At 65.2% G+C, this 25,526-nt stretch carries 22 protein-coding genes; 9 read left to right on the top strand and 13 right to left on the bottom strand.

Annotated features, from left to right (window positions below; translation table 11 throughout):
• Positions 1-235 precede the first annotated feature (235 nt).
• Complete coding sequence (locus PVV74_RS01660; protein WP_274592007.1) at positions 236-1,558, top strand: M23 family metallopeptidase; 1,323 nt, start codon at positions 236-238, stop codon at positions 1,556-1,558.
• Positions 1,548-2,090 carry a bactofilin family protein gene (locus PVV74_RS01665; protein WP_103761463.1) on the top strand — a complete coding sequence of 181 codons (543 nt, stop codon included), beginning with the start codon at positions 1,548-1,550 and terminating at the stop codon, positions 2,088-2,090. Before PVV74_RS01660 ends, PVV74_RS01665 begins: the two co-directional genes overlap by 11 nt.
• Positions 2,091-2,229: 139 nt before the next feature.
• Here the strand turns inward: PVV74_RS01665 and PVV74_RS01670 are convergent, their stop codons facing one another.
• On the bottom strand, positions 2,230-2,718 hold the full coding sequence (locus PVV74_RS01670) for a hypothetical protein (protein WP_274592008.1): 489 nt from the start codon (positions 2,716-2,718) through the stop codon (positions 2,230-2,232).
• A 454-nt stretch (positions 2,719-3,172) separates the two neighbouring features.
• Here PVV74_RS01670 and PVV74_RS01675 point away from each other — a divergent pair, with 454 nt between their 5' ends.
• Positions 3,173-4,450 carry a DEAD/DEAH box helicase gene (locus PVV74_RS01675; protein WP_274592009.1) on the top strand — a complete coding sequence of 426 codons (1,278 nt, stop codon included), beginning with the start codon at positions 3,173-3,175 and terminating at the stop codon, positions 4,448-4,450.
• A gap of 32 nt (positions 4,451-4,482) precedes the next feature.
• Here PVV74_RS01675 and PVV74_RS01680 read toward each other — a convergent pair whose 3' ends face one another.
• The 7 genes from PVV74_RS01680 to PVV74_RS01710 all read right to left on the bottom strand — a co-directional run bounded on the left by PVV74_RS01680 (position 4,483) and on the right by PVV74_RS01710 (position 12,906).
• Positions 4,483-5,634 (bottom strand): M24 family metallopeptidase, encoded by a 1,152-nt coding sequence (locus PVV74_RS01680; protein WP_274592010.1) that lies wholly within the window; start codon positions 5,632-5,634, stop codon positions 4,483-4,485.
• A 10-nt stretch (positions 5,635-5,644) separates the two neighbouring features.
• Entirely contained in the window at positions 5,645-6,403 is a 759-nt protein-coding gene (locus PVV74_RS01685; protein WP_274592011.1) for a nitrilase-related carbon-nitrogen hydrolase, read from the bottom strand.
• A gap of 73 nt (positions 6,404-6,476) precedes the next feature.
• Positions 6,477-7,061, bottom strand: coding sequence for an HNH endonuclease (locus PVV74_RS01690; RefSeq protein ID WP_103761466.1), 585 nt, complete (start codon positions 7,059-7,061; stop codon positions 6,477-6,479).
• Positions 7,062-7,367: 306 nt separating this feature from the next.
• On the bottom strand, positions 7,368-9,002 hold the full coding sequence (locus tag PVV74_RS01695; protein ID WP_274592012.1) for a hypothetical protein: 1,635 nt from the start codon (positions 9,000-9,002) through the stop codon (positions 7,368-7,370).
• Positions 9,003-9,208: 206 nt separating this feature from the next.
• The gene (locus PVV74_RS01700; protein WP_103761468.1) at positions 9,209-9,997 is read right to left on the bottom strand and encodes an FAD binding domain-containing protein; all 789 of its coding nucleotides are present in this window, start codon (positions 9,995-9,997) and stop codon (positions 9,209-9,211) included.
• A gap of 11 nt (positions 9,998-10,008) precedes the next feature.
• A complete protein-coding gene (locus PVV74_RS01705) occupies positions 10,009-12,372 on the bottom strand; it encodes a xanthine dehydrogenase family protein molybdopterin-binding subunit (protein ID WP_274592013.1) in 2,364 nt (787 codons plus the stop codon).
• Positions 12,373-12,420: 48 nt separating this feature from the next.
• Complete coding sequence (locus PVV74_RS01710; RefSeq protein WP_274592014.1) at positions 12,421-12,906, bottom strand: (2Fe-2S)-binding protein; 486 nt, start codon at positions 12,904-12,906, stop codon at positions 12,421-12,423.
• A gap of 201 nt (positions 12,907-13,107) precedes the next feature.
• Between PVV74_RS01710 and PVV74_RS01715 the strand changes: the two genes are divergently transcribed.
• Complete coding sequence (locus PVV74_RS01715; protein WP_103761471.1) at positions 13,108-13,449, top strand: ArsR/SmtB family transcription factor; 342 nt, start codon at positions 13,108-13,110, stop codon at positions 13,447-13,449.
• On the top strand, positions 13,446-13,877 hold the full coding sequence (locus tag PVV74_RS01720) for an SRPBCC family protein (protein ID WP_274592015.1): 432 nt from the start codon (positions 13,446-13,448) through the stop codon (positions 13,875-13,877). The genes PVV74_RS01715 and PVV74_RS01720 overlap by 4 nt, the downstream gene beginning before the upstream one ends.
• Before the next feature lie 39 nt (positions 13,878-13,916).
• Here PVV74_RS01720 and PVV74_RS01725 read toward each other — a convergent pair whose 3' ends face one another.
• The 5 genes from PVV74_RS01725 to PVV74_RS01745 all read right to left on the bottom strand — a co-directional run bounded on the left by PVV74_RS01725 (position 13,917) and on the right by PVV74_RS01745 (position 20,743).
• Positions 13,917-14,912 carry a molybdopterin-binding protein gene (locus PVV74_RS01725; protein ID WP_274592016.1) on the bottom strand — a complete coding sequence of 332 codons (996 nt, stop codon included), beginning with the start codon at positions 14,910-14,912 and terminating at the stop codon, positions 13,917-13,919.
• Positions 14,909-15,877, bottom strand: a complete 969-nt coding sequence (locus PVV74_RS01730; RefSeq protein WP_274592017.1) for an XdhC family protein — start codon at positions 15,875-15,877, stop codon at positions 14,909-14,911. Before PVV74_RS01730 ends, PVV74_RS01725 begins: the two co-directional genes overlap by 4 nt.
• 160 nt (positions 15,878-16,037) lie before the next feature.
• A complete protein-coding gene (locus tag PVV74_RS01735) occupies positions 16,038-18,365 on the bottom strand; it encodes an OmpA family protein (protein ID WP_274592018.1) in 2,328 nt (775 codons plus the stop codon).
• Between the two features lie 124 nt (positions 18,366-18,489).
• Positions 18,490-19,743, bottom strand: coding sequence for a vWA domain-containing protein (locus PVV74_RS01740; RefSeq protein WP_425061875.1), 1,254 nt, complete (start codon positions 19,741-19,743; stop codon positions 18,490-18,492).
• A gap of 91 nt (positions 19,744-19,834) precedes the next feature.
• Positions 19,835-20,743, bottom strand: a complete 909-nt coding sequence (locus tag PVV74_RS01745) for an AAA family ATPase (protein WP_274592020.1) — start codon at positions 20,741-20,743, stop codon at positions 19,835-19,837.
• Positions 20,744-20,933: 190 nt separating this feature from the next.
• Here PVV74_RS01745 and PVV74_RS01750 point away from each other — a divergent pair, with 190 nt between their 5' ends.
• The 4 genes from PVV74_RS01750 (at position 20,934) to PVV74_RS01765 (ending at position 25,524) form a co-directional block, all read left to right on the top strand.
• The gene (locus PVV74_RS01750; protein WP_274592021.1) at positions 20,934-21,899 is read left to right on the top strand and encodes a phosphoadenosine phosphosulfate reductase; all 966 of its coding nucleotides are present in this window, start codon (positions 20,934-20,936) and stop codon (positions 21,897-21,899) included.
• A 54-nt stretch (positions 21,900-21,953) separates the two neighbouring features.
• Positions 21,954-22,991: a dihydroorotase gene (gene pyrC / locus PVV74_RS01755; RefSeq protein ID WP_274592022.1), complete on the top strand. Its 1,038-nt coding sequence runs from the start codon at positions 21,954-21,956 to the stop codon at positions 22,989-22,991.
• A 64-nt stretch (positions 22,992-23,055) separates the two neighbouring features.
• A complete protein-coding gene (locus PVV74_RS01760) occupies positions 23,056-23,730 on the top strand; it encodes an orotate phosphoribosyltransferase (protein ID WP_103761479.1) in 675 nt (224 codons plus the stop codon).
• 291 nt (positions 23,731-24,021) lie between these two features.
• Positions 24,022-25,524 (top strand): replicative DNA helicase, encoded by a 1,503-nt coding sequence (locus tag PVV74_RS01765; protein WP_103761480.1) that lies wholly within the window; start codon positions 24,022-24,024, stop codon positions 25,522-25,524.
• Positions 25,525-25,526 lie beyond the last annotated feature (2 nt).

A 25,526-nucleotide genomic window follows, 5' to 3' on the forward strand; every position in this document is an offset into this window, starting at 1 on the left:
CGCATTCATGCCATCAAGCCCTTAAGAATCGGCAATTTTCTGCCAGTTCCGGGCCAAATCGCCGATCGGCCCGCGATGGGCGGTCAAAATCCTTGCCCAATAGTGAAGGCCTGTGTACCCAACCCCGGACGATGCCACCGGACCATCCGGCCTAGAATGGACACTGTCGCACCCCAGAACGCGGCACAGGTTTGAGCATCGACATTGGGAGAGGTTGAAAGGGACGGACTCAATCTTGCGCAGACGATTTTTGATCAAGCTGAACCACATCCTGGAAAAACACTTTCCGGAACGCCGCGTTTTCCTGCGGTCCGACACAGACACCCGCTTCATCCGGCTGCGGCCCGCGACACAGCTTATCGCCTTCACCGGCGCCTCTGCCATCGTGGCCTGGGCAATCATCGCCACCGCCGTTTTGGTGATGGACTCGATCGGATCGGGCAATTTCCGCGAGCAGGCCAAGCGCGACCAGCGCACCTATGAAGCCCGGCTGAACGCGCTGGAAGACGAACGCGACAAGCGCGCCGACGAGGCGCTGGCGGCCCAGAACCGCTTCAACTCGGCGCTGGAACAGATTTCGGTGATGCAGACCGAACTCCTGACCTCCGAAACCCGCCGGCGCGAGCTTGAGACCGGGATCGAGGTGATCCAGTCGACCCTGCGCCGCACCATGAAAGATCGTGACAGCGCCCGCAACGAGGCCGCACAGCTTGCCGAAGCAATCGACAATTCCGGCGACACGCCCCTACCCGGCCAATCGGGCAGCGCGGGCGAGGACCCGATGGTAGAGTTCCTGTCGTCCCAGCTTGCCGCCACCGCGCAAGAGCGCGACCAGGTCACCGCCGACGCGCAGGATGCGCTTTTGCGGGCCGACGAGATGGCCACCCAGATCCAGCTGATGCAGGACCAGAACGACCAGATTTTCCGCCAACTGGAAGAGGCTATGACGATTTCGGTCGAGCCGCTGGACAAGATGTTCACCGCCGCCGGCATGAACCCCGATCGGCTCCTGGACACCGTGCGCTCGGGATATTCCGGCCAGGGCGGCCCCCTGATGCCGCTCAACTTCTCGACCCGGGGCGAAGACCCTTCGGCTGATACCCGCCGCGCGAACGGCATCCTTCAGGGCATGGACAAGCTGAACCTGTATCGCATCGCCGCCCAGAAGGCGCCCTTCGCGATGCCGGTCAGGTCGTCCTTCCGCTTCACGTCTGGCTTCGGCATGCGCTGGGGCCGGATGCATTCCGGCACCGATTTCGCCGCGCCGCATGGTACTCCGATCTTTTCCACCGCCGATGGCGTGGTCGTTCACGCCGGCTGGCAGTCGGGATATGGCCGCCTTGTGAAGATCCAGCACGAGTTCGGAATCGAGACGCGCTACGCCCACATGTCCAAGCTGCACGTGCGGAAGGGCCAAAGGGTCTCGCGCGGGGATCGAATTGGTGATATGGGGAGCACTGGACGTTCCACCGGCACCCATCTACACTACGAGGTCCGTGTCGGCGGCAAGGCCGTCAACCCCATGATCTACATCAAGGCTGCAAGAGATGTTTTCTAAGAGCAAAATCAACGACCCCGCGCCAAAGCCGGATTCTGCGGCCAAACCCGCCGCGCCGGCCGAACCGCGCAAGGACACCACCGAGAAACCCAGCAGTGGCGAGTTCAAGGCCGCGGCCCCCAAGGCCAAGCCCCCCGCTTCGGTCCTGTCGCCCGATCTTCACGTCACAGGAAACCTCAAGACCACCGGCGACGTGCAAGTCGAAGGCACTGTCGAGGGCGACATTCGCGCTCACCTGCTGACCATCGGCGAAAGCGCCACGATCAAGGGCGAAATCATCGCCGATGACGTCGTGATCAATGGCCGCATCGTCGGCCGTGTGCGTGGCCTGAAAGTGCGCCTGACCTCGACCGCCCGCGTCGAAGGCGACATCATCCACAAAACCATCGCCATCGAATCCGGCGCCCATTTCGAGGGTTCGGTGCAACGTCAGGACGACCCGCTCAACGCCGGCGGAAAGAAACAAGCCGCCCCGGCCCAGCAAGCGGCCTCGCCGGCGCCTGCCCCCGCGAACGAACCGGCCAAGAGCTGATCGCGATGCGCACCCAATAGAAAGGCGCCCGGGGGCATCCCGCGGCGCCTTTTTCATTGGCCACTCAATGTCTGCTACGCGGGACGAAGCGGATATCTGATTGATCCTTGCCTCTAATGAAATGAAAGTTCTTCCGCCCTTAGAACCGTTTCATTACAAAGTGGCATGGTACCCCTGATCTTGAGTTGATATAGGTGCCTGACAGTTTCGCGCCGTCTTCCACGACCATACCATTGTAAACCGCAATGAAGGTCGCATCCTCACGCTCCATGAACTCAAACTTTCCATCCAATGCTTTCCCTGCGATTATCTCGCTCGAGCGTCCCTTCGCCCCAAAGCTTATCCCAACAGAAAACCCCTGAAGTGCCCCGCCAGGGTATTGGCGTATGTGGTAGATGTAGCGACCGGACCAAGCAGGGCAACTTATCGCATGGTACCACTTCCCTGAAATCCGATTATTCGATGCGATGCTTTGGCCCGTCGGAGTTTTGAATGTGGCGTACATTGCGCCGTCTTGAGAGACGTGCTGTTCTCTTGCCTGATCTCGTTCTGATCGCTTTCCAAAACTATCAGCTTGCTGCGCAAGCATGGCCACGAAGAAAGCAAGAACGAATTTTGTTTTCCGCATTCATACCATCCTTGGACCAGTTTATATCACAAACGAAGACTGTAGACGACGAAACTGGCCGTGTAGGGGGTAGAAACGGGCTCGCACCCGACTTCGCCGCGCCCGCCACGCATCACCCACTGCCGCAATTCCGAAAATTCTAAAGCGTTTCGCCTTTCGCTGATGGATCAGGGTAAGGCGAAACGCTTTAGGTATTGCTTGACACTTAGCCCCCGATCCCCCATCTGTCGCTCATCGCTGCGATTGCGCGTGAGCCGGGTGAACCGCCCGAACCAGCAACCAGCCTGATTTTCCAGTTCCCCCATCACGCAGGGTTTCTGATGCGGCGCCAGATGGCGCGGGATCCGCCCGCTCCTTCTTAAAGTGTTCGCGCAACCCTTGCGCCCGCGCATCCCGTGCGGGCCATGTCTCTTGGTCACCGGCACGACGCCGCGTGGCCCGCAAAGGATACGACTTGTACGATTTCGACATGCTGGGCCTCGCGCCCGAACTCAACACCGCCCTCAAGACCGCCGGCCTGACAGAGCCGACGCCCATCCAGAACAAGGCCATTCCCCTGGCCCTCGAAGGCCACGACGTCATGGGCCTCGCCCAGACCGGCACCGGCAAGACGCTGGCGTTCGGCCTGCCGCTTATCCAGCACCTGCTCGATGCGCCCGGCAAACCGGCCGAGAAGACCGTCAAGGCCCTCATCCTCGCCCCGACGCGCGAGCTGGTGAACCAGATCGCCGAGTCGCTGCGCGGTCTCACGAAAGGCACCAAGCTGCGCGTCGTCACCGTCGTCGGCGGTCAGTCCATCGGCAAGCAGATCAGCCTTCTGTCGCGCGGCACCGACATCCTCGTCGCCACGCCGGGCCGCCTTATCGACCTGATGGAGCGCCGCGCGCTCGACCTGTCCACCGCGCGTCACCTCGTGCTGGACGAGGCCGACCAGATGCTCGACATGGGCTTCATCCACGCCCTGCGCAAGATCGCGCCGCATCTCGGCAGCCCGCGCCAGACCATGCTGTTCTCGGCCACCATGCCCAAGCAGATGGAGGAGATCTCCGCCGCCTACCTGACCAACCCCCGCCGGGTGCAGGTCTCGCCCCCGGGCAAGGCCGCCGACAAGATCACCCAGTCGGTGCACCACGTGGCCAAGAACGACAAGTCCGCCAAGCTGCGTGAACTCCTGGCCGACGACCCGCACGCCCTGACCCTCGTCTTCTCGCGTACCAAGCACGGCGCGGAACGGCTGATGAAGGGGCTGGTGTCCGACGGCTTCAACGCCGCCTCGATCCACGGCAACAAGAGCCAGGGCCAGCGCGACCGCGCGCTCAAGGCCTTCCGCGACGGCACCACCAACATCCTCGTGGCGACCGACGTGGCGGCACGCGGCATCGACATTCCGGGCGTCGCCTACGTGGTCAACTACGACCTGCCCGAAGTGGCCGACAATTACGTCCACCGCATCGGCCGCACAGCGCGGGCGGGCCGCGAAGGCGAGGCCATTTCGCTCTGCGCGCCCGAAGAAGCGGACCTGTTGCGCGACATCGAGAAGGTGATGAAGATCACCGTTCCCGTCGCCAGCGGCACAGCGCCTGCTTTCGAGCCGGGCCGCGGCCCAAAGAAACGCGGCAACGGGTCCAACCGTCGTCGTGGCGGCAAGCCCGCCCAGGGTGGCGGCCAAGGTCAGGCCCCCTCTTCGGCGCAAAAACCCCGCCGCCAGCGCCGCCGCAACCGCGCGGCCTGAGGCGCATAGCATGGGCCGGGGGCAACCCCGGCCTAGCCCCTCACGATCAACGTCTCCGGCGTCTGGTCGGTCAGAACCTCGGCGCCCGCCTCTGTCAGCATCACCGTGTTGGATATGAAGTAGTCCACGACGTCCGTATTGGTGAACCAGGAGTGGGCATGAAAGACCATGCCCACCTCCAGCCTGCGCTCGGAGCCGGGAAAGAGGCTGGTCACCATCGACCCGCCGGTCCAACTTGGCGGAAAGCCGATCCCAACCAGATAGCCGCAATGGTGTCGGTTATAGTCGGCCAGCCCCGCGACCGCCGCCACCTCGCGCCACGCGGCATAGGCGTCGCCCGCCACGCCGCCCGGCTTCAGCGCGGCACAGATCGCCTTCATGCCATCAATGGCCAACTCGACGGACCGCTCCACGCCTTCCGGCGCCGCGCCGACATAGACCAACCGCCCCATCGGCGCCTGGTATTTGCGATAGGCGCCACAGGTCTCCATGAAAACCGCGTCGCCCGTACGAAAAACATCGCCGCGCCACGTCGTGTGCTCTTCGCCCAGCCGAGACGTGGGCCGAAAGAACGGCCCGAAACCGGGATACTCGCTTTCGGCCAGGATCGCCGCGCGGTGGTATTCCGCCGCCACCTCGTAATCGCTTGCGCCATCCGTGACCGCCTCGATCGCGGCCAGCGTGCCAAGGTCCGCCGCCCGCGCCGCCTTGCGGGTATAGGCCATCTCGACGGGCGATTTCACCAGCCGCAGGTCGTCAATCAGGCCCGAGCCGTCGCTCCAGTCCGCATCGCCCTGCATAATCCGTCCCGCGTGGCGCGGCGTCAGGAACAGGCTGCGTTTCTCGATCCCGACGCGCCCGCCCTTGAGACCCAGATCGCCCATCGCCCGCAGCACGTGGTCCGACAATTCCTCGTTGTCCGCATGGCCATAGAACCGCGCGTTCCGCACCTGGTTGGCGACCGTGATCCCCTCCATGGCGCGGCAGACGAGCGCCATTTCGCCATCCGCGTTCAGTACCAGGACATGTGCCGCAAAGAACCCCCAATGATCCAGGCCGGTCAGCCAGTAGATGCTCTCGGGTACCGAGATCAGCAGCCCGTCCAGCCCCTGCGCTTTCAGAACCGCACAGGACCGTGCCACGCGGCCCGCCAACTCGCCGTCGTCGAATGCAGGCCCTGTCATGTCAGCAGCTTCAAAGTTTGACCGCATCGCGCAGGTAAGGCAGCCGGTTGCGCGCCGTCACCACACGCTCCGGGTCGACATTGGCGGCAATCACGGTCTCCTCGGCCCCGGCCACGGCTTCCTCCACGCCGTCCGGCGCAACGATCCGGCTGCCGCCGAGGTAGCGCGCGCCGCCCTCCTCGCCCGCGTGGTTGGCATAGGCCAGCCACAGCCCGTTCTCGAAGGCCCGCGTCGGCACCAGTTTCTCGGCCACCACGCCCCATTGATCGACCAGCGCCGTCGGCACCAGCGCCAGTTCGGCCCCGTGCTGCGCCGCCTTGCGCAGGCTTTCGGGCAGTTCGACCTCGTAGCAGATGATGATCGCGATCCGCATTCCGCCGTGATCGACCAGCGTGAGGCTGTCCCCGTTGGCAAATGTCTCTTCCTCGAAACTGCCCGGCGACGGCAACCGCTTGCGGTGGTTGGCCAGCGCCGCGCCATCGGCACCGACCAGCCGCGCGGCGTTGTAGATGACACCATCCGCCACTTCCGGATAGCCATAACACACGGCCGTCTCGTGCCGCTTCGCAATCTCTGCCACATCCTGAAAGAACGGACCCGTCGCAGGTTCGGCCAGCGCCGCGTGATCGGCCCCCATGTAGCCCGACAGGAACAGCTCCGGACAGACCATCAGGTCGACCTCGCGCTCCGCCAGCCGCAACTCCAGCGCGCGCAGCCGCGCACTTGTCGACAGACCGCCCGCATCGCATTGATAAATCCCAAGACGCATGTGCCCCTCCCCGGTATCGTCCGGCAAAGCCAACACGCAGATCGGTTTCAGGTCAATCTTTTAGAAGAGCGCCCTAGGCTTCCAGCTCGGCATCCCAGTAAAGGAAGTCGATCCAGCTTTCATGCAGGTGGTTGGGCGGGAACTTGCGACCGAGGTTGCGCAGCTGTTCCGCCGCCGGTGCGCGCGGCGGCTTGCGCAGGTTCAGCCCCGAGCGCCGCAGGCTTCTGGAGCCCTTGCGCAGGTTGCAGGGCGAACACGCCGCCACGACGTTTTCCCAGGACGTGATCCCGCCCTTGGCGCGCGGCACCACGTGGTCGAATGTCAGATCCCCCTTCGCTCCGCAGTACTGACACTGGAATTCGTCCCGCAGAAACAAATTAAAGCGCGTGAAGGCCACGCGCTTTTGAGGTTTGACATAATCTTTGAGAACGATGACCGAGGGTATCCTGATCTCGGTCGAGGGACTTCGCACCGTGTCTTCGTACTCGGCCACGATATCCACCCGGTCAAGGAACACGGCCTTCACCGCGTCCTGCCAGGGCCACAGCGACAAGGGGTAATAGGACAGCGGGCGATAGTCGGCATTCAGAACCAGTGCCGGATGATGTTTCAGCGCCGAGGGCGCCCTTACGAATTCCGTCCTGAAGTCTGCGTCCATGGCCTAACTTACCCCCGCTCGTATCGCCTCATGCTGTGGTACGGGGCGTGACAGCCACCCCTTGATTGAGTTCACTATATATCGTGTTACGCCTCTGGCAAGTGCTGGATTTGGCGGTACATCTTGCGATTTGCGTAGCGCGATTCCGTGACGGGGATGTGACACTTATCCACAAGGGTACGATAAGCCAAGGAACTGTGTAGGCCCTGCCAACAGCCCGAACGCATTCAGCCGGGTTGGCAGGGCATCAACACAGCCCCCGCGCGGCGCGTAGGGTATGTGCCGAGGATGTTTCGCCCCTGCCTGTTAGGCCGCGGCCTTGCGGCACAGACAACTTGCGCGAATTGGAATATCCGCTCGTGCGACCGCTTGGTCCAGCAGCAGCTTCACATGCGACACTTCCACCATCTCACCTCGGCGGTGCAGGCATTCGTGAAGCCCGTGCAACGCCCAGACATTGCGCGGGTGCTGGCTCGGACGCGGCAATTGTCCATCAAGCCCCAGATCGGCCCGATAAATCGCCTCGGCCTCCTCGAGTTTGCCCGCTTCCATCAGAAGCGCGCCCAGCGCGTGCCGCGACGGCTGTGGCCACGACCACGGCTCTTCATATTCCAGTCCATCATCCAGCGCGACCGCACGGCGCAGGTGCTCCAGCCCCTCTTCCCGCCGGCCGGATTTGAATGCAACCTCGCCCTGCATCATCGCCTCGCCCACGGCCAGCACATCGCGCGCGGTGTTGTTGAAAAGCATCCGCGTGTCGGGCACCAGCGCATAGGCCGCCTTGAAGTCCGCCATCGTTTGCTCGGCCTCCGCATGTCGACCCAGATTGGCCAGGGCCACTGCCTTAGCGTAGTAAATCAGCGCGTTCGTGGTCACGTATAGCTCTGTATCCTCGGGCTGTTCCAGCTCCAGGATCTCTTCCCACATTCCGAAACGGATATAGACATGCGGGGCGGCGGCCACGAAGGTCTCGAAAATATCAGGGTATGACCTGACCACCTCGTCCGGCACCTCGCCACGCAGGCGCGCCGCCGCAATCACCGCTGCCGCCTTCTGGCCCAGGAACATCGCGCCGTAGGCGGCAAAATGCAGGTTGTGGATGCGGTACAGCGCGTAGAAATTCGCCGCCCCCGCATAGTCCTTGAACCGCTCGTCCACCTCTGCCGCGGCAAGGTTGCGCGTCAGCACGTTCTGGTAGTCGCCGCATAGCACGTCGATATGGGTGCCCATATGCACGAGGTGCCCCGCATCGGGCACGAGATCGGTCAGCCGGTCCCCATGGCGCAGCGCCTTTTCGGGATGCGGCGACATCTCCATCAGGTGAATGTACATGTGCAATAGGCCCGGATGGTCCCACGCGCCGGGCGTCTCGGCAAAGGCGCGCTCCAGCACCGCCATCGCCTCGACGGTCGAGCCCTCGGGGTTGGGCACGCCGCTCTGGAAATCCCAAAGCTGCCAGGGCGTGCGGTTCATCAGCGCTTCCGCGAAGAAGCACGCCACATCGAGGTCGTCTTTGTGCGCATCGTAGACCGGGCGCATCGCCTCGGCGAACCCGTCGTTGAACGGCTGGTAATCCTCAATCTCAGGGTCGGTCGGATAGCGCGACGCCAGCGCCTCTAGCAGCGCACGTTCCAGCGGCCTTGCATACCTTAGCGCCAACCCCGCCTTCAGCGCGGCGTGGGCGCGCTCCAGCGCGGGCGCCTTTTCCTCGGGCGTGAAGACCTCCCAAGCCTTATTGTAGTTGGGCCCGATGCAATAGGCGATGCCCCAATGCGCCAGCGCGCACTCCGGGTCCGCCTCGATCGCCTTCTCAAAGCAGACAATGGCTTCCTCGTGGTTATAGGCAAACAACCAGACAAGGCCACGATCAAACCAGGTCTGGGCAACGGGAACCGATGTCACGGGGCGCGAGTAGGCGCCTAAATCAAAATAATCCGACATGATGAGTCTCCCAATTGAAGACCCGAGATTATCACAACTTCGGAACATCTCCGTGTCGCACATCTCTTGCGCGAGCAGTTGCGGTCGAACGCACGAAACGCCTGTTCTCGAACGGCGGCGTCTTACCAACATGGCACGCCGAAAAAAGCCCGACCAGCCAAGGGCAGGTCGGGCTGCTATAGCATTGCGCCAGATCTAAAAGGCGCTCAGGCCGCCTCGACCGCCCGGCGGGTCATCACCGCGACCAGATGCGCGCGATAGGCACCCGAGCCGTGCAGGTCCGAGATCATCCCGTCCGCCGGCACCGACAGCCCGTCCAGCGCGGAGGCCGAGAAGTTGCCGTTCAGCGCCTCCTCTGCCTCTGTCCAGCGGAACACGCCTTCTTCCGACGCGCCGGTGACGGCCACGCGCACGCCATCGGCGAACTTCGCCACGAAGACACCCACCAGCGCAAAGCGCGACGCGGGTTGTTCGAACTTCTGATAATTGGCTTTCTCCGGCACCGGGAACTTGACCTCGGTGATGATCTCGCCCTCGTTCAGCGCGGTCGCGAACATGCCGTCGAAGAAATCATCGGCCGCGATCTCGCGCTCGTTGGTCACCACCGTCGCGCCCGAGGCCAGCACCGCCGCCGGATAGCACGCCGACGGGTCGTTGTTGGCGAGGCTCCCGCCGATCGTGCCGCGATTGCGCACCGCCGGGTCGCCGATATTCTCGGCCATCCAGACCAACGCCGGATACGCGCCCGATCCCGCCGCAACCTCGCCGTGGGTCGTGCCCCCGCCGATGCAGATGCGGCCGTCATCATCGGTGCAGACACCCTTGATCTCGTCGATCCCGCTCAGGCAGACCAGCACCTCGGGCGCGGCCAGCCGTTGCTTCAGCGTGGGGATCAGGGTCTGCCCGCCCCCCAGCGCCTGGTTCTCGTCGCTCTGCTTCAGCAGGGCGACCGCATCTGCCACGGTGCTCGGGCGTTCGATTTCGAATGCGTACATTGTCTCTCTCCTTACCCTTGCATCGCCTGCCAGACGCGCGAGGGCGTCAGCGGCATGTCGATATGCGTCACGTCATGACCCGCGCGTTGCAGCGCATCCACCACGGCATTGACCACCGAAGGCGGGCTGCCGATCGCCCCGGCCTCGCCACAGCCCTTCACACCCAGCGGGTTGTGCGTGCAGGGCGTCTGGCAGGAATGGTCGACATCGTAGAACGGCACGTCATCGGCGCGCGGCATTGCGTAATCCATGTAGGACGCGCTCAGCAGCTGGCCGTCGGCATCGTAGGAGGTCTGCTCCAGCAGCGCCTGCCCGATCCCCTGCGCCAGCCCGCCATGCACTTGCCCCGAAACGATCATCGGGTTGATGACATTGCCGAAATCGTCGGCAGCGGCAAAGCTCTCGATGGTGACCTTGCCGGTCTCGGGGTCGACCTCCACCTCGCAGGCATAGGCGCCCGACGGGTAGGTGAAGTTCGCCGGGTCGTAGAACGCGGTCTCCTCCAGTCCGGGCTCGATCTCTTCCAGCGGGTAATTGTGCGGCACGTAGGCCGCCAGCGTCACGTCGCCCCAGGCCACGGATTTGTCCGTGCCCGCGACGCTGAATTGGCCGTCCTTCAGCTCGATATCGGCCTCAGAGGCCTCCATCAGGTGCGCCGCGATCTTGCGGGCCTTGGCGATGATCTTTTCCGTCGCCTTGACCATGGCACTGCCGCCCACGGCGATGGACCGCGAGCCGTAGGTGCCCATGCCCATCGGCGTATTCGCGGTGTCGCCATGTTCGATCTCGATCATCGACTCGTCGATCCCGATCATGTCCGCGACAACTTGGGCGAACGAGGTTTCATGCCCCTGCCCATGGCTGTGGCTGCCGGTCATGACGGTGATCCCGCCGGTGGCGTTCACCCGCACGGTGGCCGATTCATAGAGCCCCGCACGCGCGCCCAACTGCCCCACCAGGTTCGACGGCGCGATGCCGCAGGCCTCGATATAGCAGTTCACGCCAAGCCCGCGCAGCTTGCCCTTGGCCTTGCTGTCCGCCAGCCGCTTGTCAAAGCCGGACATGTCGATCATTTCCAGCAGCTTGTCCATGCAGGCGTTGTAATCGCCAGTGTCATATTCCACGGCCACAGGCGTCGCATAGGGGAACTCGGTGACAAAGTTCTGCCGCCGCAACTCGATCGGGTCCACGCCCAGCTCCCGCGCCGCCTTGTCGATGACACGCTCCAGCTGATACGTCGCCTCGGGCCGACCTGCGCCGCGATAGGCATCGACAGGCACGGTGTTGGTAAAGACCGCCTTCACGTTCACATAGATATTGGGCGTCTTGTAGTTGCCCGCCATCAGCGTGCCGTGCAGCCAAGTCGGGATCGACGGCGCGAAGGTCGACAAATACGCCCCCATGTTGGCATAGGTTTCCGTGCGCACGGCTGTAAAGTTGTTGTCCGCATCCAGCGCCAGTTCGATCTTGGTCACGTGGTCCCGGCCATGGGCGTCACTGATGAACGCCTCGGATCGCGAGCAGGTCCACTTCACCGGCCGGTTCAGCTTCTTCGCGGCGAAGGTGCAGAAGGCTTCCTCGGCGTAGTGATAGATCTTCGAGCCGAACCCGCCGCCCACATCCGGCGCCACGACCCGCAGCTTGTGCTCGGGGATACCCAGCACGAACGCGCCCATCAGCAGGCGGATCACGTGCGGGTTCTGCGACGTGGTGTAAAGCGTGCTGTCATCGGTGCCACGGCTGTAATCGCCCACCGCCACGCGCGGCTCCATCGCGTTCGGGACCAGCCGGTTGTTCACCAGCTCCAGCGTCGTGACATGCGCGGCGTTCTTGATCGCCTCGTCCACCGCGCCCTTGTTCTCCTCGACGAAGCCCCAGTCGTAGCACAGGTTGCTCGTCAGATCGTCATGTACCTTGGTGGCGCCATCCTTCAGCGCCTCCTTCATGTCCATGACGGCCGGCAGATCACTGATGTCCACCTCGATCGCCTCGGCCGCGTCCCGCGCCTGTTCGCGCGTCTCGGCCACCACGGCGGCAATGGGGTCGCCCACATGGCGCACCTTGCCTTGTGCCAGCACCGGGTGCGGCGGCTCCTGCATGGGCTCGCCATGCCGGTCCGTCACCTGCCAGCCGCAGGGAATGCCCCCCACCTCGGCGAAATCCGCGCCGGTGAAGACCTTGAGCACCCCGGGCATGCCCTCGGCGGCGCTGGTGTCCACGTTGTCCAGCGTGCCATGCGCCACGTCCGAGCGCAGGAAATGCACATAGGCCTGTCCGCGCAGGTTGATGTCGTCGGTATAATTTCCGGCCCCCGTCAGGAACCGTACGTCCTCGCGCCGCTTGGAACTGGCGCCGATGCCACCATCTTTGGGCATGTGTTAGTCCTCCCTGAAAACGGTGCGTGCACGCACGCACCCTACGCCTTACTCGGCCGCGATATTGCTGACGTCTTGTCCCGACGCCGCCAGGATCGCCTTGACGATGTTGTGATACCCGGTGCAGCGGCAGATATTGCCCTTGAGGTACTCGCGCACCTCCGCCTCGGTCGGGCTCGGGTTGTCCTTCAGCATCGCCTCCGCCGACATCACCATGCCCGGCGTGCAGAATCCGCATTGCAGCCCGTGGAATTCCTGGAACGCCTTCTGGACCGGGGTCATGGTGCCGTCCTCCGCGGACATACCCTCGATCGTGGTCACTTCCGTCCCCTCGGCCTCGGCCGCGAACATCGAGCAGGCCTTCACGGCCTTGCCGTCCACATGCACCACGCAGGCGCCGCACTGGCTTGTGTCACAGCCCACATGCGTGCCGGTCAGGCCCAGCGTATCACGGATAAAATCGACAAGTAGCGTGCGTCCTTCCACCTCGCCGGACGCAGGCTTGCCGTTCACGGTCATCTTGACCTGTGCCATCGGCTCCTCCCATTGGCTTTTCTAATTGGCTGGGTCCGAGTTAAACACGCTGCCCCAGACTTGAGAAGGCACTTTCTGTCGCGCCACCCCCCTGCCTTCGTCTTACTTGCGCGCTCGCGGATCGGCTCGGGCGGCAGAAGACGCCGCCCTATCGTTCACCCAAATGGTTGACTAATATCCCGCACGATGTTATTCACCCATATGGATGAACAAGACTCACAGCAACGACTGACCGACATCCTCAAGGCCGCAGGCGACCCCACCCGCCGCGCCATCCTGACGCTTCTGGCGCAGCATGGACCGCTTCGGGTGACCGACATCGCCGCACGGTTCGACATAAGCCTCAATTCCGTCTCCAAGCACATCAAGGTACTCGAAGGCGCGGGGCTGGTCACGCGCCGCACCGAATGGCGCGAGCACATGATCGAATTGCGGGTCGAGGAACTTGCCCATGTCGACCGCTGGTTCCGTGACTTGCGTTCGATCTGGGCCCTCCGGCTGGAGGCGCTCGACCATCTGCTCACACAGGAGACCGACCCATGACTGCCACCGAAAATGACCTCACCCTCACCGTCGAACGCGTGATCGACGCCACGCCCGAGCGCCTTTTCGATGCCTGGCTCGACCCCGACACCATGAAACGCTTCATCTGCCCCGGCGAGACCGTGGTGCCCCGCGCGTCCTCGGACGCGGTCGAGGGCGGACGGTTCGAGATCATCATGCGCAACGGCGACAAGGACCTGCCCCACACCGGCACCTACAAGGAAATTGACCGGCCCAACCGGCTGGTCTTCACCTGGGAAAGCCACGCGTCACGCGATGACAGCGAGGTCACCATCACCTTCACCCCCGGTCCGGGCGGCACGCGCGTGCAACTGACCCAGGTCCGCTTCGTCAGCGAAGAGCAGCGCGAAGGCCATCGCTGGGGCTGGACCGGCATCCTCGAAAAGCTGTCGCAACTGGACGGCTGAACCCGGGCGCCGGGCGGGCCCTGCCCCTGCCCGGCGTCCCTACCCGGCCTGTTTCCGCTGGCGCGGCTGCGGACGCGTCGGGATTTCCTTCAGCAGGCCGCCGACGCCCATCGCCGCGAAATCCGCCGCACCGATCGGCACCCCGCAGGCGACCCGCGCCAGCACCCAGTCCGCCCCGTGCAGAACCGGCGAGCGCGCGCTGTTGGGCAACCCGATCACGGGTCTCGCGCCCAGCCGCCCTGTGAACAGCAGGTTCCCCGGGTCGACCGGGATGCCGAACCGTTCCACCGTACCGCCCGCGCGCCGCAACGCCTCGGGTCCGGTGTCGCGCGGATCCGATGTTGCCGACCCGGTCAGGATCAGCACCACCTCCCCCGTCGCCGACGACATTGCCTCGGCCAGAGCAGGCGCCTCATGCGGGCAACTCAGCGTCTGTTTCAGGCGCATTCCAAGGGCCGCAAGCCGCGTGCGGATCGCCTCGACCCCGCGCAGGCCAGGACCGTCCGCCGTGTCGCTCACGATAAGGCTGGCGCTCTCGTATTGCGGAGGGTGCAGCCGGATCGCGCCGCGCGCCGCCTCCGCCGCGCGGGCCAGCGCCTCTGCCGCCACCCCGTAAGAGATGATCTTGACCGTCGCCACCATCCCGCCGGGATGGGTCTGGAACCACGGCGCAACCGTGGCCAGCGTGATCATCGGATCCAGCATGTTGGCCGCCGTGACCTTGGCGGCATCCACCGCGACCACGCCGGGCGCCTCGGCCACCAGGTTGACCCGACCCGTGAACGCCCGGCTGAGGGACATTCCCGTGGCGCCGTCCAGAACCGCCTCGGCCAACCGCGCGGCGGCGGCATCCTCGTGCAGGTCCTCCGGGTCCAGCGTGGCGACCACTACCTCGGTAAAACCCGCCGCGCGCAAACGTGCGATATCCGCTTCGGTCAGAACCTGCCCCTTGCGCAGGCGACCGTCCGGCAAATGCTCGCTATGCGCCAGGATCGCGCACGCCGCCTCCGCCAGCGCGACCGGTCCGAACTTCATCCGCCTTTCCTGAGCACTTGCGTCACCTCGGCCAGGATCGCCACGGCAATCTCGGACGGTCCCGCCGCGCCGATATCCAGCCCCACCGGCCCGTGAATGCGCGCGATCTGGTCAGGCCCGAAGCCTTTCTCCTCCAACCGCGCCACCCGCTTGGCATGGGTCCGGGTCGAACCCAGCGCGCCGATATAGAAAACATCCGACGCCAACGCCGCTTCCAGCGCCGGATCGTCAAGCTTGGGATCGTGGGTCAGCAGCACCAAGGCCGTCCGGCTGTCCAGCCCGTAGGCGGCCACCGCCTCGTCTGGCCAATCGTGCAGGATCACCTCGCCGGGAAAGCGCGCCTCGCTGCCGAAACTTTCGCGCGGGTCGATCAGCAGCGGGTCGTATCCCGCCACCCGCGCCATCGGCACCAGCGCCTGGGCGATATGCACGGCGCCGACGATGATCATCCGCAACGGCGGATTGTGGATCGCCACGAAGGTCGTCCCATCCTCCTCGAACCCCGATCGGTCGGCGCGAAAGCGGTCTGCGTACCCCTCGCGCACCAGCCTGCGCTCGGCCTCCATGCCGGTGATATAAGCCACCGGCACCCGCGCCTCGCGCGCCAGCACCAGGTCCTTCAGAAGTTCCACCGGCATCACCGTGCCCACCGGCTCTACCAGGACCCGGATCGTGCCGCCACAGGCCAGCCCCACGGCAAAGGCGTCGCCGTCGCTGACCCCGTATTCCAGCATCACGGGCGTGCCGTCCTCGATGGCATCCAGCGCTTCGGCCACCACCGCGCCCTCGACACAGCCGCCCGAGACCGATCCCTCGATCTCGCCTGCGCCGGAAATCGCCAACTGGCTTCCCACGCGCCGGGGCGCACTGCCCCAGGTTTCCACCACGGTGGCCAGCGCCGCGCCTTTGCCGGCCTCGTGCCAGGCCAGTGCTGTCTCGGGGATCGTGTCGAACCGGTAGGTCATGGCCCCAATATGGGCCGGGTGCCCGGCTTTCACAAACGCAATTTCGGCTGCGGTCGAGCCCCAAGATTCTTCGTACGAAGAATCCTGGACCTGCACCTCCCGCAACGAAAAAGCCCCCCGCCAATCGGCGAGGGGCCACTCCGTTTGATCAGTGCAAACGTCAGCTGTCGTTCAGCAGTCCGGTGATATTGCGGACCGCGGCGCGGCGGTTCTCGCGGATGTCACCGGCCTGGCGGATTTTCAGGTCCGCTTCGCCATACCCCTGCACGATCATGTTCGCCGGGGGCACGTCGAAATACTCGGTCAGGGCCAGCGCCACCGATTCCGCGCGGCGGTCGGACAGCGCCAGGTTGTTGCTGGCCGGACCGACCGTGTCGGTGTGACCTTCGATCAGGAACACCTGGCGCGGGTCTTCGGCGATGGCGTCGCGCATCGCGTTGCCGAGCACCGAAAGGTCCCTGGCCTCTTCGGGGCGGATCACCGCGCTGCCGGTCTCGAAGTTGACCGTATCAAGCGCGATCACCGGCACCTGGTGCCGCACCGCATCCACGAACCGCACCTGGTTCAGCGAATAGCGGCGTGTCGCAGGCGCGTCCCGGGTGGCCAGGATGGCCGTACGCAGCTCGTCTTCCGACGCGTTGGTGTAGTCGTACTCCTGTGCACGGGTGTCGGCCAATTGCTGCACGTTCACCGCCTCGACCTGGCGCGTATCGTCAAACAGCACCACCTGGTCCCCGTTGGGATAAACCTGCGTCCGGCGCAGCACACGGCCATCTGCGGAGCGGATGGTGATGGTCTGCGTGCCGTCCTGTGCCGTCACGGTGTTGCGGGTCGAGCCGTCGTCGAAGGTCTGCACGCGCACATCGCTACCCGGACGGCGCAGAAGCGCGTCGTCATCCTTGATGATGCGATACCGACCGTTGTTTTCCACCACGACGCGGTCACCGCTGTTCGAGACCACGGTGCCGCCATCGTCGGTCACCTGCCCGATCGCATAGGCACCAAGCCCGATCGCCGCGGCGGCGGTCAGGATATCGCGCAGGTTCTCGTCGCGGTCATCGCTGGTCCGCGGCGTTCCGGCGGCCGGGGCCGTCTCGGTGTTGGTCGCGTTTTGCGCATCGCCGCCAACGGTCGTCTCGAATTCCTCGTCGGACGAGCGCGTGTTCTCCTCGGTAAGCGTCACCTCTTCGCTACTGACGGCCTCGGCATCGTCGTTGGCAGCAGCGGCGGCTGCGGCCTGCTCCTCGACCTGGGCGGCGGCTTCGGCCTGTGCCTGGGCCTGCGCTTCCGGGTCTTCATCGATCTGCGGTTCAGGCAAATCGGTCGTGGCCTGTTCCGTCGGCTGTTCGTCTGTCGCGGAATCGGTTGCTTCGCCGGTCTGCTGGGCGTTGGGTTCAGCCTCACCCTCGGCCTGTTCGGCTTCGAGCGCCTGCTGCAGCTCATCTTCTTCGGTCTGGGCCGTGTCGGCCGGCGCATCGCTCTCGGCCTGTTCGGTCTCCGCGGTCGCGGGGGCGTCCTGCGATTCCGCCTCGGCCCCTTCCGCCTCAAGCGCCTGCTGCAGCTCATCTTCTTCGGTCTGGGCCGTGTCGGCAGGCGCATCGCTCTCGGCCTGTTCGGTCTCTGCACTCGCGGGGGCGTCCTGCGTCTCGGCCTCAACTTCGGCCTGAGCGTTCGCATCCGTCTCGGCCTGCTCGGCCTCGAGCGCCTGCTCCAGTTCCTCTGTCTCTTCGGTGGCAGTGTCCGACGCAGCGGGCGCCTCGGTCTGGCTCTCGGCCTCAGCCGCGGCGGCGGCCTCTTCGTCCTGTTGCTGCTGCGCAGCCTCGGCTTGCGCGGCCTCTTCGTCCGCAGCCTGCGCTTCGGCCTCGGCAGCGGCCTGTTCTTCGGCGGCCTGTTCTTCGGCGGCCTCGGCAGCAGCCTGCTCCTCAGCGGCCTGCGCTTCTGCCTCGGCGGCGGCCTGGGCTTCCGCCTCGGCCTGGGCTTCGGCTTCAGCTGCCTGCTGCTCTGCGGCTTGCTGTTCGGCAGCTTGGGCCGCGGCTTCGGCTTCTGCGGCGGCCTGGGCTTCGGCTTCGGCGGCGGCCTCGGCTTCTGCTTCTGCTTCTGCATTGACGTTCGGTTGGACTTCCTCGACATCCGCCTGCGCGGTTTGCATCGTTTCTTCGGCCTGCTCCGATGCGGCGTCCATCTCCGATCCCGCAGCCGCTCCGATTGGAGACAAGTCTGCCACGACTTCGTTGATCTGTGCGTCGCTGCACGCCTCCGTGCCCTGAGAGCCACTGGCTTCGATCGCCCCGCAGAGGGCCAGCGTCTGGCGATCAACTTCGTTTTCTACCACGACGTCGAGGCCCGGCACGGCGCAGGGCAACTCGGAGCTTCCCGAACAAGTGGGCAAGTCGCCTGCGGCGGTCTGAGCCGCAAGCGGAAGCGGCGCGGTCTGGCCGATCGCAAGCGCGATGGCGGCGGTGGTGGATGTCAGCGTCAGTCGGCGCATATCTCTTCTCTCCCTAGATACGGATACCGCGAACTCGTGCGGCGTCACGGCCCAACGCCCGGCATGCCAGAGTGTTCCGATAAGGAGGGTGCGGCATCGGCGGAACCCCGCCGGTTCGCAGGATTCAGAGAAGCGCCATCAACCGTGCCTTCTCGCCGCTATCGTGCGGCGCACTGATCGCAGCCGCCAGATCTTCCAGCGTCGCGATGGAATGACCGGCCCGAAACGCGTCCACATGGGGCAGCATGGCCCGGATGCCGGTGGCGCGCGGGGCGAAACCGTCCCAGCGCAACAGCGGGTTCAGCCAGATCAGGCGTCGCGACGACAGGTGCAGACGTTGCATCTCGCGGCCCAGGTCAAAGCTGTCGTCACGGTCCAGCCCGTCGGTGATCAGCAGGACGACCGCCCCCTGCCCGGTCACCCGCCGCGACCAGTCGCGGTTGAACGCGTGCAGGCAGGCCGCGATCCGCGTGCCACCCTCCCAGTCCTGCGCCTCGGCCCCGGCCGCGGCCAGCGCGGCATCCACGTCACGCGACGCCAAATGGCGCGTGATGTTGGTCAACCGTGTCCCGAAGGTGAAGGCATGCACCGCCGCCCAGCCCGCGCCTTTCTCGTTCGCCACGGCATGAAGGAAATGCAGAACCATCCGGCTGTACTGGCTCATCGAGCCGGAAATATCGCACAGCACCACCAGGTTGGGCCAGCGCGGACGCGGCTTTCGCACGTGGATGCGCCGCATCTCGCCCCCCTTCCGCATGGCCGCGCGCAGGGTCTTGCGCGCGTCGATCCGCGTGCCGGTCGTGGCAGGTATCCCTCGGCGCGACGCGAAGGGTTTCACCGGCAGGCTCAGCCTGGCCAGCATCCGCTTGGCCTGGGCGATCTCGGCGGTGCTCATCTGTTCGAAGTCCAGGGTCCGCAGCCGTTCCTCGCGGCTCATGGTCAGGGACGCGTCGATATCGATCTGCGTTTCCTCGTCGGCCTCCTGGCTGTCCGCCTCGGGCATCTCGGGCTCTATACCGTCCAAGAGCGCCTCGGCCGCGCGCTTCTCGGCCGCCTGCGCGCTGCGGTCCTCCTGCACGCCGCGGATGGCGGGCAGCATCATCGCCATCATGTGCTCCATGTAGCGCGGGTCGCGCCAGTAAAGGCGGAAGACCTGGGCAAAGACCGCCCGGTGCTCGGGGCGCGACACGAAACAGGCGCGCAGCGTGTAGAAGAAATCGGATCGCGAGGTGAACCCCGCCGCTTCGACCGCGCGAATGGCGTCGATCACCCGCCCCGGCCCCACCGGCACCCCGGCCTTGCGCAGCGCGCGGGCAAAATGGGTGATGTTGTGGCCGAGCTTGGGATGCTCCGGCAGGTCGAGGTCGGGGTATTCCATCAACCGTCCCGGTTGGGGGCCAGCCCCCAAACACTCGTCAAATTGGGGGGCAGCCCCCAAACCCCCGGGATATTTCCGGCCAGAGGAAGACTCATGCCGGCTCCAACCCTGCCTTGGCCTCGTCGAGGATACGCTTGGCCTCGGACCCCTGCATTTTCTGGATGTCGTCCTGGTATTTCAGAATCGCGCCCAGCGTGTCGGCGATCACCTCGGGGCTCAGCGACATCACGTCCAGCGCCACCAGGCACTTCGCCCAGTCGATCGTCTCGGCCACGCCGGGTTTCTTGAACAGGTCTTCCGTGCGCAGTTTCTGGACAAACGCCACCACCTCGCGGCTCAGCATTTCCGCCGCCTCAGGGGCGCGGGCCTGCAAAATCTCGATCTCGCGATCGAAACTGGGATAGTCGACCCAATGATAGAGACAGCGCCGCTTCAGCGCGTCATGCACCTCGCGCGTGCGGTTCGAGGTCAGCACCACGATGGGCGGCTCGGGCGCGCGGATCGTGCCCAGTTCCGGGATCGTCACCTGGAAATCGCTCAGCGCCTCCAGCAGGAACGCCTCGAAAGGCGCGTCGGTGCGGTCGAGTTCGTCGATCAGCAGCACCGGCGCCCCGCCCTCCTGCGGGCGCATCGCCTGCAAAAGAGGGCGTTCGATCAGGAAATCCTCGGTGAACAACTCGTCTGTCAGCCGCTCGCGGTCCACGCCGCCACTGGCCTCGGCGGCGCGAATAGCGATCATCTGCTCGGCGAAATTCCACTCGTAGACAGCACTGGACGCATCCAGCCCCTCGTAGCACTGCAGCCGGATCAGCCTGCGCCCCAGCCCCGCCGCCAGCGCCTTGGCGATCTCGGTCTTGCCGACGCCCGCCTCGCCTTCCAGGAACAGTGGCCGGCCCAGGCGCAGTCCCAGGAAAACAACCGTCGCAAGGCTGCGCCCGCAGACATAATCCTGCCCGGCCAGCATCGCCTCCACGTCGTCGATGGATGTCAGTTCACTCATGCACGGCCTCCCTTGCCCATGCAGAACTGCACGGCATCCGCGCGTCGTCAAGGCCCAGCCCCCCGGGCGCGGCACGCCGCCGCCCCGCACAAACCCCATTAATTTTCCAAAGTTTTGCCCTTATTGCCCCCTAGCATACATTCCAATAACCCGTGCCAAGCGGGGAAACTCCGAGCTTCGAGGTCCGAGCATGAGCGCAGATTATCCCAAGGCGCTGGATACATCCCTGTCCGGGCTGGACTGGGAAGACTGGCTGGACAAGCTGGACGACGCCGCCGATGCCGACGGCTATGTCGAGCGCCTGGGTGATGCCCATGCCGCCATCTTCATCGAGCACACGCCGACGCTACTGGTCACCTTCGAGGCCTTCCCCGCCCTGCGCGTGACGTCACCCGAGGCCCAGCCGCTGGGGTGGCAACTGGGCCGCGCGCTTGGCTGGTCGCACCTCTGCCTGGCCAGCCAGACCGACAGCTGGTTCCGCGAGGGCCGCGTCTTCGGCTTTTTCGACCGGCTGATCGACGACGGCTTCTTCGAAGAGTTCGACCAGGTGATCTTCTACGGGGCCGGCCCTGCCGGCTATGCCGCCGCCGCGTTTTCCGTGGCGGCCCCCGGCGCCCGCGTGCTGGCGATTCAGCCCCAGGCCACGCTCGACCCACGCATGAGCGAGTGGGACGAACGGTTCCGCCGTAGCCGCAAGCTCGATTTCACGTCCCGTTACGGCTATGCACCCGACATGCTGGACGCCGCTGACCGCGCCGTGATCCTCTACGACCCCGACATCGAGGAAGACGCGATGCATGCGGCCCTCTTCGCCCGCAGCAACGTCAGCCGCTACCGGATGCGGTACATGGGGCCGCGCCTCGATCGCGGTCTGATGCGCATGAACATCCTCCTGCGCTTCATCGCCCAACTCAGCGCCGGCAAGCTCGACACCGCCAGCCTCGCCCGGCTCTACCGGGCGCGGCACACGGATGTCCCCTATCTCAAGGCGCTGGTGACCCGGCTCGAAGATGACGGCCGTCACTACCTGACCGCCCGCCTGGCCCAGCACGTAATGCGCACCACGCCCGGGCCGCGCTTCCGACGCGCTGTCCGCGCCGCCTACGACAAAGCCGAGGAACAGGGCATGCCGATGCCGCCGCGCGAAATCGACTGATCCACCGTCTGAGCCACTGGCGCAGCCGCGCGGGCTGTTGTAAGCCCTCGGGCCATGAGCCGGACCCTGACCATCCCCCGCCCCGACGACTGGCACCTGCACCTGCGCGACGGCGCGGTGCTGCGGGCCGTTCTGCCCGAGACGGCACGCCATTTCGGGCGCGCCATCATCATGCCCAACCTCGTGCCGCCCGTGGTCACCGGGGCCGACGCCGCCGCCTACCGCGACCGGATCATGAATGCGCTGCCCGCCGGCATGGATTTCACGCCGCTGATGACCCTCTACCTGACCGAGGAAACCGATCCCGAGGATGCCGCCGCCGCCCACGCCTCGGGCCTTGTGACGTCGGTCAAGCTCTACCCGGCCGGTGCCACCACCAACTCCGCTTCCGGCGTGCGCGATTTCGACCGCGTGCGCCCGGTGCTGGAAAAGATGGCCGAGATCGGCATGCCACTCTGCGTACATGGCGAGGTGACCGACGCCGACATCGACATCTTCGACCGCGAGGCGGTGTTCATCGACCGCGTGCTCGATCCGCTCCGCCGCGCCACGCCCGGCCTGCGCATCGTCATGGAACACATCACCACGCAGCAAGGCGTGGACTACGTCAAATCGAACGCCGAAAACCTCGGCGCCACCATCACCACGCATCACCTCGTGATCAACCGCAACCACATCCTCGTAGGCGGCATCAAACCGCATTATTACTGCCTGCCCGTCGCCAAGCGCGAGGAACACCGCCTCGCCCTGCGCGCCGCCGCCACCTCGGGCGACGCTCGCTTCTTCCTTGGAACCGACAGCGCCCCGCACACCGACCCGAACAAGGAATCGGCCTGCGGCTGCGCGGGCTGCTTCACCGCCACCAACACGCTCTCGATCCTCGCCGAGGTGTTCGAACAGGAAGGCGCGCTGGATCGCCTCGCCGGTTTTACATCCGAACACGGCCCCGCCTTCTACGGCCTGCCCGTCAGCACCGACACGATCACGCTGACCAAGGGCGACCCTGTCGCCTATCCGCCCAAGATCGACACCGGAGACGGCCCCGTCACCCTGTTCGATGCGCAAATGCCGCTGCATTGGCGCGTCACCTGATCCTTCCTCTGGCCCCAAATAACCCCGCCGGAGGCTCCGGCGCTTTCCACCAAGGACCAACCGCATGATCCCCTCGACCTATCCCGACCAAGCCGAGATCGCCCGCCTAACCGCCCGGATGCTGCTGGAGATCGAGGCCGTGCACTTCAATGCCGATGAGCCCTTCACGCTAGCGTCGGGCCTGCCCAGCCCCACCTATATCGATTGCCGCAAGCTCATCTCCTTCCCGCGCATCCGCTCCACCCTGATGGATTTCCTGACCATCACCGTGATGCGCAATGCGGGCTTCGAGGCCTTCACCAACATCGCCGGGGGAGAGACCGCCGGCATCCCCTTCGCCGCGCTGGTGGCGGAACGCATGGCCCTGCCCATGACCTACGTGCGCAAAAAGCCCAAGGGCTATGGCCGCAACGCCCGGATCGAGGGCGCGATGACCGATAGCGATCGCGTGCTCCTGGTCGAGGATCTGACCACCGATGGCGGCTCCAAGCTCAGCTTCGTCGACGCCATCCGCGACACCGGTGCCACCTGCGGGCACACCGCCGTCATCTTCTATTACGGCATCTTCCCCGAAACTGAACAGACGCTGGGCGACCACGGCGTGGCGCTGCATTACCTCTGCACCTGGCGCGACGTGCTGGCCGAGGCGCGCGCCCAGGGCAGCTTTGACGCCGCCACGCTCGACGGCGTCGAATCGTTCCTCGACGATCCCCGCGCCTGGCAGGCCGCCCGAAGCTGACGCACGCCTGAGTCGCCCCTGTGCGGCCGCCGCAGACGCCGGTTTGTGAAAATTTTTTATCGTTGTGCTGACGCAACGGTAACTCGCCTCCGTCACACGAGCCGAACGATATCTTGACGCAACGCCTTGCCTGGGGGCAATATATTGTAGGGTCTGGATATCCACAGCGTATCCACATAAACATACCAGTTGCCACCGCGCAGGCCCGCTCGCTAAGAGACCAGCCTACGGGGACAGGCACGGCAGCGACACCGCACCGCAACCCGGGATCAGAGCAGTACGGGGGATAAAATGAGCGAAGTTGCGACCTTCAATGCGTCCGGCACACCGGCCGCCCCGGATGCGCAGACACCGGAAGCCCTGCCGCATTCCACCGAGGCCGAACAGCAGCTTCTGGGCGCGATCCTGACCAACAACGACATTTACGACCGTGTCGCCAACCTGATCGGCCCGCAGCATTTCTACGATCCGGTCCACGCTCGCATCTACGAGACCGCCGCCGCCCGCATCGCCAAGGGCAACCTCGCCTCGCCGGTCACGCTGAAGACCTTCCTCGAAGACGATGAGGGTCTGAAGGAACTGGGCGGCCCCGCCTATCTCGCCCGCCTCGCCGGTGCCGCCATCTCGGCCTTCGCCGCCCGCGACTACGCCCAGATGATCTATGACATGGCCATCCGCCGCGAGCTGATCGGTCTTGGCAACGACATCGCCGGCAAGGCCCAGCGCGCCGAGGTCGATCTCGAACCCCGCGACCAGATCGTCGAGGCCGAACAAAAGCTCTATAAGCTCAGCGAACAAGGCCAGTCCGAAACCGGATTTCAAAGCTTTCTCAGGGCCGTAACCGACGCTGTTAATGTCGCGAACGCCGCCTATCAGCGCGACGGCGGCCTTGCCGGCATCTCCACCGGGCTTGTCGACATGGACAAGAAACTGGGCGGCCTGCACAAGTCGGACCTTCTCATTCTCGCCGGGCGCCCCTCGATGGGGAAAACCTCGCTGGCCACCAACATCGCCTTCAACATCGCCAAGGCCTACAATCGCGGCACGCTGCCCGACGGCTCCGAAGGCGCGGTCGAGGGCGGCGTCGTGGGCTTCTACTCGCTGGAAATGAGCGCCGAACAGCTGGCCGCCCGTGTCCTGTCCGAGGCCGCCGAGGTGCCATCCGAACAGATCCGCCGCGGCGACATGACGGAAACCGAATTCCGCCGCTTCGTCGAGGCCGCCAAGACCCTCGAATCCTGCCCTCTCTACATCGACGACACGCCCGCCCTGCCCATCTCCCAGCTGGCCGCGCGGGCCCGTCGGCTGAAGCGGACGCACGGGCTGGACGTGCTGATCGTCGACTACCTTCAGCTTGTCCGCCCCGCGTCCGCAAAGGACAGCCGTGTGAACGAGGTCTCCGAGATCACGCAAGGCCTCAAGGCCATCGCCAAGGAACTCGACATCCCCGTGATCGCCCTGTCGCAGCTCTCGCGCCAGGTCGAATCCCGCGAGGACAAGCGCCCGCAGCTTTCCGACCTGCGCGAATCCGGCTCGATCGAACAGGACGCCGACGTCGTGATGTTCGTCTTCCGCGAGGAATACTACGCCGAGCGCGAGAAACCCTCCGACGACAAGCTGGAAGAGATCGCCGCCTGGCAGGAACGCATGGAGCGCCTGCACGGCCGCGCCGAGGTCGTCATCGGCAAACAGCGTCACGGCCCCATCGGCACCGTCGAACTCAGCTTCGAAGGCCAGTTCACCCGCTTCGGCAACCTCGCCAAACCGTGGCAGCAGGACGGCACCGAATTCTGAGC

Source organism: Roseovarius sp. SK2 (assembly GCF_028807495.1).
In the GTDB taxonomy this organism is placed as follows: Bacteria; Pseudomonadota; Alphaproteobacteria; order Rhodobacterales; family Rhodobacteraceae; genus Roseovarius; species Roseovarius confluentis.

Coding starts and splice junctions, on each gene's coding strand:
- PVV74_RS01760 (WP_103761479.1), top strand. CDS start 23,056: ATGATCCCCTCGACCTATCCCGACCAAGCCGAGATCGCCCGCCTAACC.
- PVV74_RS01685 (WP_274592011.1), bottom strand. CDS start 6,403: ATGCGTCTTGGGATTTATCAATGCGATGCGGGCGGTCTGTCGACAAGT.
- PVV74_RS01735 (WP_274592018.1), bottom strand. CDS start 18,365: ATGCGCCGACTGACGCTGACATCCACCACCGCCGCCATCGCGCTTGCG.
- PVV74_RS01690 (WP_103761466.1), bottom strand. CDS start 7,061: ATGGACGCAGACTTCAGGACGGAATTCGTAAGGGCGCCCTCGGCGCTG.
- PVV74_RS01695 (WP_274592012.1), bottom strand. CDS start 9,002: ATGTCGGATTATTTTGATTTAGGCGCCTACTCGCGCCCCGTGACATCG.
- PVV74_RS01705 (WP_274592013.1), bottom strand. CDS start 12,372: ATGCCCAAAGATGGTGGCATCGGCGCCAGTTCCAAGCGGCGCGAGGAC.
- PVV74_RS01730 (WP_274592017.1), bottom strand. CDS start 15,877: ATGACCTACCGGTTCGACACGATCCCCGAGACAGCACTGGCCTGGCAC.
- PVV74_RS01680 (WP_274592010.1), bottom strand. CDS start 5,634: ATGACAGGGCCTGCATTCGACGACGGCGAGTTGGCGGGCCGCGTGGCA.
- PVV74_RS01745 (WP_274592020.1), bottom strand. CDS start 20,743: ATGAGTGAACTGACATCCATCGACGACGTGGAGGCGATGCTGGCCGGG.
- PVV74_RS01665 (WP_103761463.1), top strand. CDS start 1,548: ATGTTTTCTAAGAGCAAAATCAACGACCCCGCGCCAAAGCCGGATTCT.
- pyrC (WP_274592022.1), top strand. CDS start 21,954: ATGAGCCGGACCCTGACCATCCCCCGCCCCGACGACTGGCACCTGCAC.
- PVV74_RS01740 (WP_425061875.1), bottom strand. CDS start 19,743: ATGGAATACCCCGACCTCGACCTGCCGGAGCATCCCAAGCTCGGCCAC.
- PVV74_RS01715 (WP_103761471.1), top strand. CDS start 13,108: ATGGATGAACAAGACTCACAGCAACGACTGACCGACATCCTCAAGGCC.
- PVV74_RS01765 (WP_103761480.1), top strand. CDS start 24,022: ATGAGCGAAGTTGCGACCTTCAATGCGTCCGGCACACCGGCCGCCCCG.
- PVV74_RS01720 (WP_274592015.1), top strand. CDS start 13,446: ATGACTGCCACCGAAAATGACCTCACCCTCACCGTCGAACGCGTGATC.
- PVV74_RS01670 (WP_274592008.1), bottom strand. CDS start 2,718: ATGCGGAAAACAAAATTCGTTCTTGCTTTCTTCGTGGCCATGCTTGCG.
- PVV74_RS01710 (WP_274592014.1), bottom strand. CDS start 12,906: ATGGCACAGGTCAAGATGACCGTGAACGGCAAGCCTGCGTCCGGCGAG.
- PVV74_RS01700 (WP_103761468.1), bottom strand. CDS start 9,997: ATGTACGCATTCGAAATCGAACGCCCGAGCACCGTGGCAGATGCGGTC.
- PVV74_RS01750 (WP_274592021.1), top strand. CDS start 20,934: ATGAGCGCAGATTATCCCAAGGCGCTGGATACATCCCTGTCCGGGCTG.
- PVV74_RS01725 (WP_274592016.1), bottom strand. CDS start 14,912: ATGAAGTTCGGACCGGTCGCGCTGGCGGAGGCGGCGTGCGCGATCCTG.